At 69.8% G+C, this 13,270-nt stretch carries 13 protein-coding genes; 6 read left to right on the top strand and 7 right to left on the bottom strand.

Features of this window, described 5'->3' with window-relative positions:
* Positions 1–22 precede the first annotated feature (22 nt).
* The 3 genes from WI697_RS13400 to WI697_RS13390 all read left to right on the top strand — a co-directional run bounded on the left by WI697_RS13400 (position 23) and on the right by WI697_RS13390 (position 2,342).
* Positions 23–937, top strand: coding sequence for a LysR family transcriptional regulator (locus tag WI697_RS13400; RefSeq protein ID WP_062761945.1), 915 nt, complete (start codon positions 23–25; stop codon positions 935–937).
* Between the two features lie 36 nt (positions 938–973).
* Positions 974–1,411 carry a DUF1499 domain-containing protein gene (locus WI697_RS13395; protein WP_062761944.1) on the top strand — a complete coding sequence of 146 codons (438 nt, stop codon included), beginning with the start codon at positions 974–976 and terminating at the stop codon, positions 1,409–1,411.
* Positions 1,412–1,511: 100 nt separating this feature from the next.
* On the top strand, positions 1,512–2,342 hold the full coding sequence (locus tag WI697_RS13390; protein ID WP_345958810.1) for an alpha/beta fold hydrolase: 831 nt from the start codon (positions 1,512–1,514) through the stop codon (positions 2,340–2,342).
* Positions 2,343–2,354: 12 nt separating this feature from the next.
* On the opposite strand, the gene WI697_RS13385 is transcribed toward WI697_RS13390, so the two are convergent.
* The 7 genes from WI697_RS13385 to WI697_RS13355 all read right to left on the bottom strand — a co-directional run bounded on the left by WI697_RS13385 (position 2,355) and on the right by WI697_RS13355 (position 10,782).
* The gene (locus WI697_RS13385; protein ID WP_345958809.1) at positions 2,355–4,007 is read right to left on the bottom strand and encodes an FMN-binding glutamate synthase family protein; all 1,653 of its coding nucleotides are present in this window, start codon (positions 4,005–4,007) and stop codon (positions 2,355–2,357) included.
* The gene (dapB, locus tag WI697_RS13380) at positions 4,004–4,864 is read right to left on the bottom strand and encodes a 4-hydroxy-tetrahydrodipicolinate reductase (protein WP_345958808.1); all 861 of its coding nucleotides are present in this window, start codon (positions 4,862–4,864) and stop codon (positions 4,004–4,006) included. The genes WI697_RS13385 and dapB overlap by 4 nt, the downstream gene beginning before the upstream one ends.
* A gap of 57 nt (positions 4,865–4,921) precedes the next feature.
* Entirely contained in the window at positions 4,922–6,559 is a 1,638-nt protein-coding gene (locus WI697_RS13375) for a PAS domain-containing protein (protein WP_345958807.1), read from the bottom strand.
* Positions 6,560–6,779: 220 nt separating this feature from the next.
* Complete coding sequence (gene gltA, locus WI697_RS13370) at positions 6,780–8,093, bottom strand: citrate synthase (protein ID WP_345958806.1); 1,314 nt, start codon at positions 8,091–8,093, stop codon at positions 6,780–6,782.
* A gap of 226 nt (positions 8,094–8,319) precedes the next feature.
* On the bottom strand, positions 8,320–9,216 hold the full coding sequence (locus WI697_RS13365; RefSeq protein WP_345958805.1) for a phytanoyl-CoA dioxygenase family protein: 897 nt from the start codon (positions 9,214–9,216) through the stop codon (positions 8,320–8,322).
* Positions 9,213–9,857 (bottom strand): c-type cytochrome, encoded by a 645-nt coding sequence (locus tag WI697_RS13360; protein WP_345958804.1) that lies wholly within the window; start codon positions 9,855–9,857, stop codon positions 9,213–9,215. Before WI697_RS13360 ends, WI697_RS13365 begins: the two co-directional genes overlap by 4 nt.
* A gap of 58 nt (positions 9,858–9,915) precedes the next feature.
* Positions 9,916–10,782, bottom strand: a complete 867-nt coding sequence (locus tag WI697_RS13355; RefSeq protein ID WP_156503030.1) for a hypothetical protein — start codon at positions 10,780–10,782, stop codon at positions 9,916–9,918.
* A gap of 177 nt (positions 10,783–10,959) precedes the next feature.
* On the opposite strand from WI697_RS13355, the gene WI697_RS13350 reads away from it, so the two are divergent.
* The 3 genes from WI697_RS13350 to WI697_RS13340 all read left to right on the top strand — a co-directional run bounded on the left by WI697_RS13350 (position 10,960) and on the right by WI697_RS13340 (position 13,260).
* A complete protein-coding gene (locus WI697_RS13350; RefSeq protein ID WP_197465051.1) occupies positions 10,960–11,388 on the top strand; it encodes a PaaI family thioesterase in 429 nt (142 codons plus the stop codon).
* A gap of 113 nt (positions 11,389–11,501) precedes the next feature.
* Complete coding sequence (locus WI697_RS13345) at positions 11,502–11,948, top strand: HIT family protein (RefSeq protein WP_062761936.1); 447 nt, start codon at positions 11,502–11,504, stop codon at positions 11,946–11,948.
* A gap of 4 nt (positions 11,949–11,952) precedes the next feature.
* Positions 11,953–13,260, top strand: a complete 1,308-nt coding sequence (locus tag WI697_RS13340; protein WP_345958803.1) for an adenylate/guanylate cyclase domain-containing protein — start codon at positions 11,953–11,955, stop codon at positions 13,258–13,260.
* The last annotated feature ends 10 nt before the right edge of the window (positions 13,261–13,270 follow it).

Below are 13,270 nucleotides of genomic sequence, written 5' to 3'. Positions count from 1 at the left end.
AACGGTGCGCGATGAGGGCGGCATGGACCATCTGACCAGCATGGCGGTCTTTGCGCGGGTGGTGGAGGCGCAGAGCTTCTCATCCGCCGCCCGGGCGCTGGGCCTGTCGAAATCCGCCGTCTCCAAGCATATCGGCCGGCTGGAGGACAGGCTGGGTGCGCGGCTGCTGAACCGCACCACCCGCCGGCTCAGCCTCACCGAAATGGGCGAGGTCTATTACCGCCATTGCGCCCGCATCCTGCGCGAGGCGGAAGAGGCCGATCTGGAGGTCGGCCGCCTGCAGGACGAACCGCGCGGCACGCTGCGCATCAATGCACCGATGTCGTTCGGTGTGCTGCATCTGGCCCCCTGCCTGCCCGGCTTCATGGAGGCCCACCCCCATGTCCGGGTCGAGGTCTCGCTCGACGACCGGTTCGTCGATGTGGTCGAGGAAGGCTATGACCTGGTGGTGCGCATCGGCAATCTGGCCGACAGCAGCCTGATTGCCCGCAAGCTGGCGGAAAGCCGGACGATGATCGTCGCCACCCCGGCCTACTGGCAGGCCAATGGCCGGCCCCGCCATCCGCGCGACCTCTCGCGGCACAATTGTCTGGAATATGCCTATCTCTCCACCCGCAACGAGTGGCGCTTCCGGTCCGCCGATGGCGGCGAAACCCTTGCCGTCCGGATCTCCGGCACCCTCAACGCCAATAACGGCCAGATCCTGTGCGACGCCGCCCTTGCCGGCGCCGGCGTCGCCCGTCTGCCCGCCTTCATCATCGGCTCGGACGTCGCAGCCGGGCGCCTTGAGGCAGTGCTCACGGAATTCGCACCGCCCCCCGTCGATATCTACGCGGTATATCCACATAACCGGCATCTGTCGGCGAAGGTCCGTGCCTTCATCGATCATTACGTCGACTGGCTGCGCCAGCGGCGCCAGGAGATGCCCTTCTCCTGAAGCCGCGGGCCCCGCCGCCCGAGGAGCCTACCTCCGATGCCTCTGGACGATAGTTCGCTCGCGCCCGAGCTGTTCGACCTTCCGGCCTTCAGCGGCGACCGCAAGCCCGGCTGGTGCCTGGCCGCCCCTGAAGGCGCGCTCCGCGTGCGACCGCATATCCCGACCGGGCCGCTTCAGGCGGGACCCGACCGTCTGCTCGCCGCCATGGCACGCTGCGTGCGGGCGCAGCCGCGCAGCCGGATCCTGGCCGCCGATACCACGCTCTACCGGATCGACGCCATCCAGCGCACCCGGATCTGCCGCTTCACCGACGACATCTCGCTCTGGGCCATGCCGGTGCCGATGCCGGACGGTCGCATCGCGGCAGCACCGGTGATCCTGTCGCGATCCCGCATCGGCCGCTGGGACATGGGCACCAACCGCCGCCGGGTGGAATGCTGGCTGGCCGCGATGCTCGGCTTCTGCGGCGGCTGAAGATCAGCATCGGTCATCATCGGATCAGGCCATTGAATTGGCCGCACCGGCAGGCACCGTGGTTGGCTGGGGCATCCCCATCTTCGACCGGAGGCCGATCATGCGTCACAACCTGCCGCTCTGCCGTCGCTTCGACCATCCCGCCGGCACCATCGCCTGGGACCGTTTCGGAGAGAGCGGGCCGGATCTCGTGCTGATCCACGGCACCCCGTTCAACGCGGCGGTCTGGGCACCGGTCGCCGCAGCGCTCGCACCGCGGGCCCGAGTTCATCTGCTCGATCTGGCCGGCTATGGCCAGTCGCGGGTGCCCGCCGGATCGGATGTCTCGCTCCATGTTCAGGACCGGATCCTGGCCGACTGGGTGGCCCATCTGACCCTCGACGGGCCGCCGCTGGTCGTCGCCCACGACTTCGGCGGTGCGACCGCGCTCCGCGCCCATCTGCTCCGCGGGCTGGAGATGGCGGGGCTGATCCTGGCGGATGCGGTGATGCTCCGGCCCTGGGGCTCCCCCTTCGTCACCCATGTCCGCAACCACGAGGCGGCTTTCGCCGGCCTGCCCGACCATCTGCACCGGGCGCTGGTGGCGGCCTATGTGGCCGAGGCCGCCCACAGGCCGATCCCGGACGACATCCTGGCCGACATTCTGGATGCCTGGGGAGATGCCGATGGCCGCCGGGCCTTCTATGCCCAGATCGCGCAGATGGACCCGGCCGCGACCGACAAGGCCGTGCCGCATCTGGGCCGTCTGCGCTGCCCGGCCCAGGTGCTGTGGGGGCTGGAGGACCGCTGGCTGCCGGCCGCGCAGGGGCGCGATCTGGCCCGGGCCATCGGCTGCGGCTTCACCGGCATTGCAGGTGCCGGTCATCTGGTGCAGACCGACGCCCCGGCGGTGCTGGTGGCGGCGATCCTGGACAGGCTCGCCGCCGGCTGATGCCATCCCGCTTCAGGCGGCGCGGCGTGGCGCGAAACTCGCAGGATCCGCTGCCGCCCAGTCCGAGGCATAGGGTGTGGCATCCGGCGCATCGATCAGCGCACCGGGGGTCAGGAAGGGATAAAGCCGGTCCATCGGCACGATCTCGTTAGGGGACCGCCGGTGCAGCAGATGGCGCGGTTCCAGGTCGGAAGGATGGTCCAGCCCGGCCGCGGCGACCAGTTCCGCCAGGGCATGCACCGTGCGCGACTGGAAGCGGCGCACCCGCTCGGCCTTGTCTTCGACCACCAGCCCCTTCTGGCGATCCGGATCCTGGGTCGCAACGCCGGTCGGGCAGCGCCCGGTATGGCACTTCACCGACTGCACGCAGCCGATCGAGAACATGAAGGCCCGGGCGGCATTGCACCAGTCGGCGCCGGTCGCAAGCGCCGCGGCGATGTCGAAGGCGCTGACCATCTTGCCGGCGGCGCCGATGCGCACATGCGGATGCAGGGCCGCACCGACCAGGGCATTGCGCACCAGCACCAGCCCTTCGCGCAGCGGCAGGCCCAGATGGTCCGAGAATTCCCGCGGCGCCGCACCGGTCCCGCCTTCGGCACCGTCGACCACGATGAAATCGAGCAGAATGCCGGTGCTGCGCATCGCCTTGACGATGGCGAAGATCTCGTGCGGCTGGCCGACACAAAGCTTGATCCCCACCGGCTTGCCGCCCGACAGCTCCCGCAGCCGGGCCACGAAATGCATCATGCCTTCGGGGTCGTCGAAGGCGGAATGCCGTGCCGGCGAGATGCAGTCGACACCTTCCGGCACCTTGCGGGTGGCGGCGATTTCGGCCGTCACCTTCGGCCCGGGCAGCATGCCGCCATGGCCGGGCTTGGCGCCCTGGCTCAGCTTGATTTCGATCATCTTCACCTGATCGAGCCGGGCGGTCTCGGCAAAGAGGTCGGGATCGAATCGGCCATGCTCGTCACGGCAGCCGAAATAGCCCGATCCCAGCTCCCAGACCAGATCGCCGCCATGCATGCGGTGATAGGGGCTGAGCCCGCCTTCGCCGGTGTCGTGATAGAAGCCGCCGCGGGCGGCGCCCAGGTTCAGGGCCTCGATCGCACGCGCGCTGAGCGAGCCGAAGCTCATGGCCGAGATATTGAGCACCTGGGCGTGGTAGGGCTTCGTGCATTGCGGCCCTCCCACCTTCACCCGAAAGGGTTCCGTCGCCACCGGGTGGGGGGCGATCGAGTGCACGATCGCCTCGTAGCGGGGGGCGTAGACGTCGAGCTGGGTGCCGAGCGGCTGGGCGTCCTCGTCGCCCTTGGCGCGCTCGTAGACCAGGCTGCGGGCCAGCCGGTCATAGGGACGGCCTTCCAGATCGTCTTCCACGATGTACTGGCGCAGATAGGGCCGGAGCGCCTCGAACGCCCAGCGCAGATGGCCGACCACCGGATAATTGCGGCGGATCGCATGGCGTTCCTGACCGAGATCGACGATGCCGAGCACCACCAGCGGCACCAGCACCACCAAGGCCCACAGGATCTCCGCCTCGACCGTAACCCCCAGGATCAGACACAGCAGGGTGGCGAGGGTGATCAGGATGAAGGTGCCGTGCCGGATCGCCCGGTCGAGGGTGATGCTGCGCTCGGCCCCGCCGATTTCGGTCTTCGCGGTCATGCCGGCGCCCCCGCCGCCGCGTCATCGGGACCGAAGAGCAGCACGTCGAGGCCACGCACCAGCCCGGTCACCTCGGGCACCTTGCGGATCGCGAGCAGGGTGCCGTCGACATAGGCCTTGGCATCCTTGCCGGCATCGTGAGAGATCACCAGCCGCGCGCCGGCGACAGCGAAATGGGCATCGATCGACGCGGCATAGCTGGGCAGGCGCAGCGAATGCACCTGGACCCCGCCGATCGTGCCGCCGCGCAGCGCCGGATCGCCCAGCACCTTGTCGGGGGCCACCGGCACGGTGCCCTGGGGCATCTCGGGCCGCGCGACCCGCCCCAGCCGCTCGGCCAGTTCCCGCGCGGTGCCCGACGGCGCATCCGGCTTGGCGGGACCTGCGATCTCCACCACCTCCACATGCGGGATATAGCGGGCGGCGATCAGCGAGAAGCGGGTGGCGAGCGCCGCGGTGATGGCGAAATTGCCGCTGGCGACCACGCCGCGGCCGGCGGCCTGCGCCGCGGCGGCGATCCGCTCATAGGCCGCCGCATCCAGGCCGGAGGTACCGATCACCACATGGACACCGCGTGCCAGCGCCGCCTCGGCATGGGCGGCGACGGCCGATGGATGGGTGTAGTCGACCAGGACGTCGATCCCGCCTGCGGCAAGGGCCGTTTCGACATCCGCCGCAACCTCCACCCCGGGCAGGGCCCCCGGCACCAGCTCGTCCAGCCTGCGGCCGGCGGCGGAGCGGGCGATGCCGCCGGCGAGGTCGAGATCGGCGGCAGCGGCGACCGCGCGGGCGATCTCGCCGCCGGTCCAGCCGGTGACACCGGCGACACAGACACGGAGCGGGGTGGTGACGGTCATGCAGGCCTCTCCATCGGCGGCTGGCGGAAACTCGGCTCCGAGCCTGACCCGTCCGGGCTATGGATGCAAGCCGGTCTCCGGTTTCGCCGCATCCGACGGGTGGGGGCCCGGGTCGACCGCAAGCGCGCCGTTTATGCGCACCACCTGCCCGTCATCGTCGAAACCCGGGGCCGCGGCACCATGCATCCGCACGATCCGGCCATCGATGCGCAGCAGGCGGAAATCGAGCGCCGACACCGTGCCGCGCCGGGCCCGGCGCAATGCCTCCCGCACCCGCGGACGGTCTTCCGCCAGCACCATGGCCTGGAATTGCGGCGCATCGATCGCCCCGTCGGGCGGGCTGTCCAGCCCGAAGGCGGAAAACAGCTCGTTCGCGCACCAGACCCGGGGTGCGCCGATCGGCCAGCTCCAGGACGCGATGCCCGCCAGCGACTGGATCTCGGTCAGGGATCGCAGCCGGTCATCGGCCCGACGCAGCGCCACCTCGGTTTCGGTGATGTCGTGGATCAGGCCGGTCGAGCGGCCCCCCTCGGGCAGGCCCCCGCCCACCACCCGCAGATAGCGCGGCGCGCCACCGCTCTGCGACGGCACCGTCAGCACCATGTCGAGCGCACCGCGGCGCCCCGCCCCCAGATCAGCCAGCGCCGCGAGCAGCGCCTGGCGTTCAGGGGCGGCGATCCGTTCGAACAGATCCGCCGTGCCGATCACGCCGATACCGAGTGCCGGCAGCCCGGGCAGAACGCTGACATGGCGCGTGCGCGCGTCATGCTGCCAGACGGCCGCCCGCGCAAGTTCCAGCCCGCGCATCACCGTCGCATCGCCCTCTCGGGGGCGCGCACGGGCCGCGTCCTGCCGGCGGGCAGGCGCGAGCAGCAGAGCCGCGGCCGCCCCGGCCAGCAGGCCGATCAGCAAACCGGAGCCCAGATTGCCCGCCAGCCATCCCCAGCCGGCCTGGGCCGGGGCGATGGTGCGGGCCGCGATCAGCCGCAGGGGGAAGGCATCGACCTGCCGTTCCACCAGATCCGCATCGGCCGTGGCCGGGCGCCCGCCGGTCACCACGATCCGGCCGCCCGCCCCATCGGCAAGGGTGACCGCGGTGTCGCGGTCGGGGATCAGCTGGTCGGCGATCTGCCGGAACACGGATCGGCCGAGCAGCATGACCACCACACCCTCGGGCCGTCCGCTGCGGCCGGTCTCCGACGGGTCGCCGATCGGACGACTGAGCACCACCCGGTCCCGGTCGGCTGCGATGAACAACCCGCTTGCCATCAGCCTTGGAACGGCTTCGGGCGGGGGTGGGGTGGTGCGGTCGTGAACGGTGACCGCCAGCAGGCCCGAGGGGGCCAGGGGCAGAACCTCCCCCAGCTGCACCAGAATCCGGCCGGCGCCATCGGTCACACGCAGGGTGCAGCCCTGAAGGTCCGGCGCAAGCTGCGTGTGAAGCCGGGTGGCGAGGTCGGCCTCTTTGCCCCCGCGAAGCAGGGGTGCAAGCTCCAGCGCCAGGCGATCGAGCCTTGCCGAGGCGCCACGCAGCAGTCCGGTGATCGCAATCTCTGCCGATGCGGCATCGCGGCCCAGCTGTCGCGTGGCCTCCGTCACTGCATCCCGCCGCTCATCCTCGACCCGTACGAGCTGGATCAACGCCAGGCCGATTGCGGCCATCGCGAATGTCAGCCCCCAGATCCGTCGATCCATCCGCCGGACGACCTCCTGCCTCGTGGAGGCGCCTTGAACGGCCCTCCCCGATCACAGATTAGCATCGCAGGCGCCGGCGCGCGACGGTCGCATTCACTGCCATCACACACGCGCAGCGCGCGATTCGCATAACTGCAGGATGCAGAATCACCCCCGAAACGACACCACCCCCGGAGCATTGCTCCGGGGGTGGTGCAGGCGTGGGATGGGGCGGGCCGGATCAGCGCGCGTTCATCGCCACATAGTCGCGGGCGGCAGCGCCGGTATAGAGCTGACGGGGACGACCGATCTTCTGGGTGGGATCCTCGATCATCTCCTTCCACTGGGCGACCCAGCCGACGGTGCGGGCCACCGCGAACAGCACGGTGAACAGGCTGGTCGGGATGCCCATGGCACGCAGGATGATGCCCGAATAGAAGTCGACGTTCGGGTAGAGCTTGCGCTCCACGAAGTACTCGTCCTCCAGCGCGATCTTCTCGAGCTTCATGGCGATGTCGAGCAGCGGCTCGTCCTTGATGCCCAGCTCGCCCAGAACCTCGTGGCAGGTCTGGCGCATGATGGTCGCACGCGGATCGAAGTTCTTGTAGACGCGGTGACCGAAGCCCATCAGGCGGAACGGATCGTCCTTGTCCTTGGCGCGCTTCACGAACTCGCCGATCCGGTCGGCCGAGCCGATCTCTTCCAGCATCTTGATCACCGCCTCGTTGGCGCCGCCATGAGCGGGGCCCCAGAGGCAGGCGATGCCGGCCGCGATGCAGGCGAAGGGATTGGCACCCGACGAGCCGGCGAGACGCACGGTCGAGGTCGAGGCGTTCTGCTCGTGATCGGCGTGCAGGATCAGGATGCGATCCATGGCCTTGGCCAGAACCGGGTTCACCTCATAAGTCTCGCACGGCACCGAGAACATCATGTGCAGGAAGTTCTCGGCATAGCCCAGGTCGTTGCGCGGATACACGAAGGGCTGGCCGATCGAATACTTGTAGGCCATCGCCGCGATGGTCGGGACCTTGGCGATCAGACGATGCGACGCGATCATACGATGCGCCGGATCGTTGATGTCGGTGCTGTCGTGATAGAAGGCCGACATCGCGCCGACCACGCCCACCATCACCGCCATCGGATGCGCGTCGCGACGGAAGCCCGTGAAGAACTTCGTCAGCTGCTCGTGCAGCATGGTGTGGCGGGTGATGTTGCGCTCGAAGGTCGCGTATTCGTCCTTGTTCGGCAGATCACCGTTCAGCAGCAGATAGGCGACTTCCAGAAAGTTGCTCTGGGTGGCGAGCTGGTCGATCGGATAGCCCCGATGGAGCAGCTCGCCCTTGTCGCCGTCGATGAAGGTGATCTTGCTCTCGCAGGACGCCGTGGCCATGAAGCCGGGGTCGAAGGTGAAATAGCCGGTCTTGCCGCCGAGGGTGCGGATATCGATCACCTTGTTGCCCGCGGTGCCGCCGAAGATCGGCAGCTCGTGGCTCTGTCCGCTGATATCGTCGGTGATGGTGACGGTACCAGCACGGACGGCGGTGTTCTCGGTCATGCGGTAAGACTCCTTGAGCCGCTCCGCGCGACACCGCGCGGAGGCGTCGACTGGGTATAATGTCGGCCTGAATATAGCCCTCGGCACCAAAAGCACAATGGCAAGGGTGCCGGCGCAACGGGGTTGCGCGGAATTTCATAGATTTGTTCACACGATTTGAACGCAATCAATCCGCGTTCAAATTAACTCTCGCGTTTAATTCGCCACACATGCCTCGGGCGATTTTTTATTGAAATTCTTGCGCGAGAGTTTCAATCGGCAGACGATCGGGGATGCGCTCCATGCGTGCATAGGTTCCGAGTGCGCGGAGGATCAGATCCACACGCGTCTGCATGTCCGGCGGCGTGTCCGGCCGGATCAGCGGTTCAGCCACCGGGTCGAAGGCCGTGTTCTGCATCTCGATCGCAATGCTGATCCGCGGTCCGGCAGCGTCCGCCCGGGCGCGTCCCGACCAGTGATAGAGGTCCTGCCGCCAGCCCAGGACCGATCCGGCAGCGGCGGGCAGTGCCAGGCCGATCTCTTCGGGCTCCTGCGGCAGCCGCCCCTCGGCGATCAGGGTCTCGAGCGGCGCCGGCAGGCTGCGCTCCACCTCGCGCGGCACCACCCGCATGCAGCCATTGTCGAGCCCGGCATCGGCCAGCGGTACCCAGAAGCTCAGGGTCATGTGGATGCCGCCCGGAAACACGCTTCGTCCGATCAGATCCCGATGCCCCGGCCAGCCGCGGGCCCCATCGACCGGCGGCACGACCCAGGCCCAGAGATGCGGCAGCACCGCGAACCGCTCCCCCAGCAGATGGGCGCCAAGCGGCGCCAGGGCGGCCTGCAGGGCCCAGGCCTGATCGAACACATGAATGAAGACCGGCGGCCATCCGGCCGTCTTCAGCCGCAGCAGGCCACGGCGCAGATCGTCGATAAGCCCGGCCGGCAGCACCGGCGGCAGCGCAAACCAACCATGGTCGTGCAGCCCGTCGGCGGCCCGGGCCAGATCTTCCTCGCCGAGCCGCGCGGGAGAGACAGCAGCCTGCCCCCCGATATCGAGCCAGGGCACCAGCCGCCGCCAGCCCGCCGGATCGGTCAGGCGGGGGTCGGCAAAGGACGGTGACGTCATGCGGGGCGCGGTCATCGGGCCATGCCTGCCGAAATGCGGTCATGGGCGGCACGAATATCGGCCGGCCAGCGGCTCTTGATGAAAGAGAGCACGGCCCAGATCTGGTCGTCGCTCAACCGGTCGCGGAAGGCCGGCATGTCGCTTTCATAGCCCGGCGGTGCAAACGGCCCGGGGCCGAGCGCCGTCAGGGCAAAGAGGTGCTGGTCCGGATGATGCCAGCTATGGCCTGTGGCGTCGTGCGGCGGGGCGGGCAGGCGCCCCGAGGGCAGGCGGGTTCGCCAGTCCTCTGCCCCCGAGAGGTCCGCGCCATGGCAGGCGGCACAGGCATCGGCATAGATCGCCGCCCCCTCGCGCACCTTGCGGGGGTCGTCGGGATCGAGCTCGGACGGCATTTCGGCAAGGGCCGCATAAAGCGCCGCCCGTGCCTCCGCATCGGAGCCTGAGGCATCGGGGAAGCGACGGACCACGTGGCCGGCGGCGCGATAGTCAAGACCGAGCAGCTGGCGCAGCGGCCCATCGACTTCCAGCGCCACAACAGCCGCGGCACCCAGCCCTGCCGCCAGGGCCAGGCCCAGGGCAAGCGCCCGCCGCCGCCGCGCATGAAGGCCGGGGCGGGTGGGAACGGGCGGCGCGGATCTGTGCTCGTGACGGGCCATGCCTGCAGCATCGCCGACCCGCGCGTCGACGGCAAGGCCACCGCAGACGGGGCGTCGATCAGTCGCGCCGGCTCCAGATCAGACGATGGACGCCATCCGGTGCCTCGGCCGCGACCGGCGGGGTGAAGCACAGCTCGGCCAGCCGCAAGCCCAGGAAGTTCAGGGTCAGCGGCGGCGCCTCTCCGCCCAGATCGGCCTGGGCAAAAGCCCAGAGCCCGGCATGGCGGGGGCCGGCGTAATCGTCGTCGAGCACCAGATCGAGGCAGGCGAAACAGCCGCCGGGATGCAGCGCCTCTTCGGCCGCCTCGATGACCGCCGAAATCGCCGTCTTGGCGCTGCGGCCCAGGCCGCGCAGGATCAGCACCCCGTCGAGCCCCACCGGCCAGTCCTCGCCGGCCAGGGCGGCACCGAACTCCGGCGCGCCTTCGGCCAGATGGCTGAGATCGAGCCCCTCGCCGAAGCTTCGGACGAAGCCGGCATCGCCGCCCAGCACCAGCCAGCGCCCCGCCGGGGCCAGGGCCGCGGCCGCCCAGGCGCCGAGGGCCGGATCCAGGATCGGCCAGTCGAGCCGCGGCGGCGCTGCGGGCACACCGCCGCCCAGCACCACGGCAGCCGCCCGGGCCACCTCGCCGGCATGGTCCGCCAGTTGAACGCGGCCATCCTCTTCAAGCTGCACCAGGCCCTGGGCGCCAAGCGCCGCAAGCTGGGCCAGCAGGCGATCGACCGGCAACCCGACCGCGGCGGCCAGTTCGGTCGGATCCGCCCGACCGGCGGCCAGCCGCTCGAACGTCCCGCCCCGGATCGCTTCGGCCAGGGCACGGGTCGCGGCCCAGCCCAGTGCCGCATCCAGTCCGGCGGCCGCACCGCTCATCGGCCGTGTGGGCGCAGCCGTCCCTGCTGCGGCCGTCATCTCGATCGCCGTCATCCGTCCCCCGTCGCGGCAAGTGATCCCGATCCCGAGAGTAGACACCACCCCTTTTAAAAACAACCTGTGATCTATTTCCCAGCAGGCGAATCGCGCCGCATTACCTGCGGGGTCATGGAGTCCGGCATGGCAGGGGTGGCGAGATGGAAGACCACACCCCATCCGAAAGGCCGCGCCATGACCCCGACCGCCGCGATCGACCCGCATATCGAAACCCTGGTCCGCAAACTGCTGATCGCCTCGCCCATCGCCCGCCATCTGGGGATTACGGTCACCCGTCTGGCACCCGGCGACGTGCGGTTGCGCCTGGCCTTCGCCATGGAGAACGTCACCGTCGACAGGATCGTCCATGGTGGGGTCATCGCCACCCTGGCCGATATCGCCGGGGCCGCCGCCTCTTTCTCAGGGGTGGACCCGACCACGGCCCGCGGAGGTGCCACACAGACCCTGGTCGTCAACTATCTGCGCCCGGCCGATGGCTGCGATCTGGAAACCAGCACCCGGGTGCTGTCGCGCAGCCGCAGCGGCACGGTGACCTCGGTCGAGATCCACGACCCCGACGGGCAGCTCATCGCGCAGGCGACCGTGACCAGCCGGATCTGGTGACACGCACGGGCTTCGGTCCGGCGGGCGCGTCGGACTATACTCTCGGGCGCGTATCAATGCGGGCCGCGGCGCATCCCCTGCGCCGCTCCCCTCCGCCGCGAACGGACGCCCCGATGACCGATACCCCGACCACCTGCCTGTTCTGCGCCATCGCCGATGGCCGCCTGCCCACCCATCTCGTCCATCAGGACGAGGAGATCATGGCCTTCATGGACATCCAGCCCATCCGGCCCGGCCATACCCTGATCATCCCGCGGGCGCATCATGCCTATTTCGAGGATCTGCCACCCGCCACCGCGGCGCGCATCGTCGATCTCGGCCAGCGTCTCGCCCGCGAAATGAAGCGGATCTGGCAGGTGCCGCGGGTGGCCTTCGCCTTCACCGGCATCGATGTCGCGCACACCCATGCCCATGTCTTCCCCATGGTCGAGGTGACCGACGTGCTCTCAAAGCGTCAGATCGCCGAGCCCGACATCACCGTCCGGCCCATGCCGCGGGCGGAACCCGCCGAGCTTGCCGGCATCGCCGCACGCCTTGCCGATGCCGTCAGGCAGGGGTGACGCCTTGGCCCCGCCGCCCTCGGACGGGATCGATGCCGCGGAACGCGCAGCCGAGCGGCTGGGCGGCTGGCTGCGCATCGCCATTGCGACCGTGCTGCTCTGCTCGCTGGTCGGGCCGCTGCTGATCCTGCAACCGGCGATGATCTTTTCGGGGGCGGTCAGCACCCGGCTGGTCATCGCCCTTACAACCCTGATCGCTTTCGGCCTGGCCGGCGGGGCCGGCGTGCTGCTGGCACGGCGGGGCCGCTACCGGCGCTGGATGGCCTGGGTCTTCCCCGCCGTCGATGCCGGCCTGCTCTGCGCCTCGGTCCTGGCCGGGCTGGTGCTGACCGCCCTGCCCGGCGACTACGCCCTGATGCTGACCGCCGTCTGGCTGGCGCCGGTCATCCTGGCGATCGCGGCACTCCGCCTCAGGGCCGGCGCGATCCTGATCGCCACCGCCATGACCGTGGCGGCGCTGGGCCTGCCGATGCTGGCCGACGGCACGGTCGCCCCCGATCCCGCAGCACTCGCCGACGAGATCAACGGCATGCATGCCATGCCCCCAAACCTCGCACGGCTGGTCATGCTGGCGCTGGCCGGCGGCGTGCTCGCCTTCGCCGCCCGGCGCAACCGTCGGATCGTCGCCCGGGCAGTGGACGAGGCGGCGCGCGCCGGCCGGCTCGGCCGCTTTCTGCCGGCCGAGATTGCCGCCGATGTCGGGCGCAGCGGGGACGATCCCACCGGGCTTGGCGGCCGGCGCCGACTTGCGATGATCTTCGTCGACCTGCGCGGCTCCACCATGCTGGCCGAAAAGCTGGATCCACAGACCGTGGGCCGCCGGATCGGCGACTACCGCGCCCGGGTCCGCCGCGTGGTCACCGCCCATGGCGGGCTGGTCGCGGGCTTCGTGGGCGACGGCATCCTGGTCCTGTTCGGCGCGACCGGGCCCGAGGCCCCCGATGCCGGCGCGGCCGCAGCCCTCACCGCCGCCGGAGAGGTGGCATCAGACGTCAGTGCCTGGGCGCGCGAGGCCCTGGCCGCCGACGGGATCGGCACCGCCCTGCCCGATCCGGCCGTGGCGGTCGCCGTGCATGCCGGCACGGTCTATTGCGGCCCGGTCGGCGACGACGAGCGGCTGGACTACACCGTGCTCGGCGACCCTGTGAACGTCGCCGCGCGGATCGAAAGCATCGCGAAGGAACGGGGACTCGCGGTGGTGGCGAGCGACACCGTCATCGACCTTGCCGGCCGCCCCGCCGGGTGGCGATCGCTCGGGCTGTGCACTCTGCGCGGCCGCAGCACCGGCATGACCTGCCACACGCCCGGCTAGAAAACGAGGC

Origin of the sequence: Tistrella mobilis, assembly GCF_039634785.1 — a bacterium.
GTDB lineage: Bacteria > Pseudomonadota > Alphaproteobacteria > Tistrellales > Tistrellaceae > Tistrella > Tistrella mobilis.
This window is presented reverse-complemented; position numbering and strand designations above follow the sequence as displayed.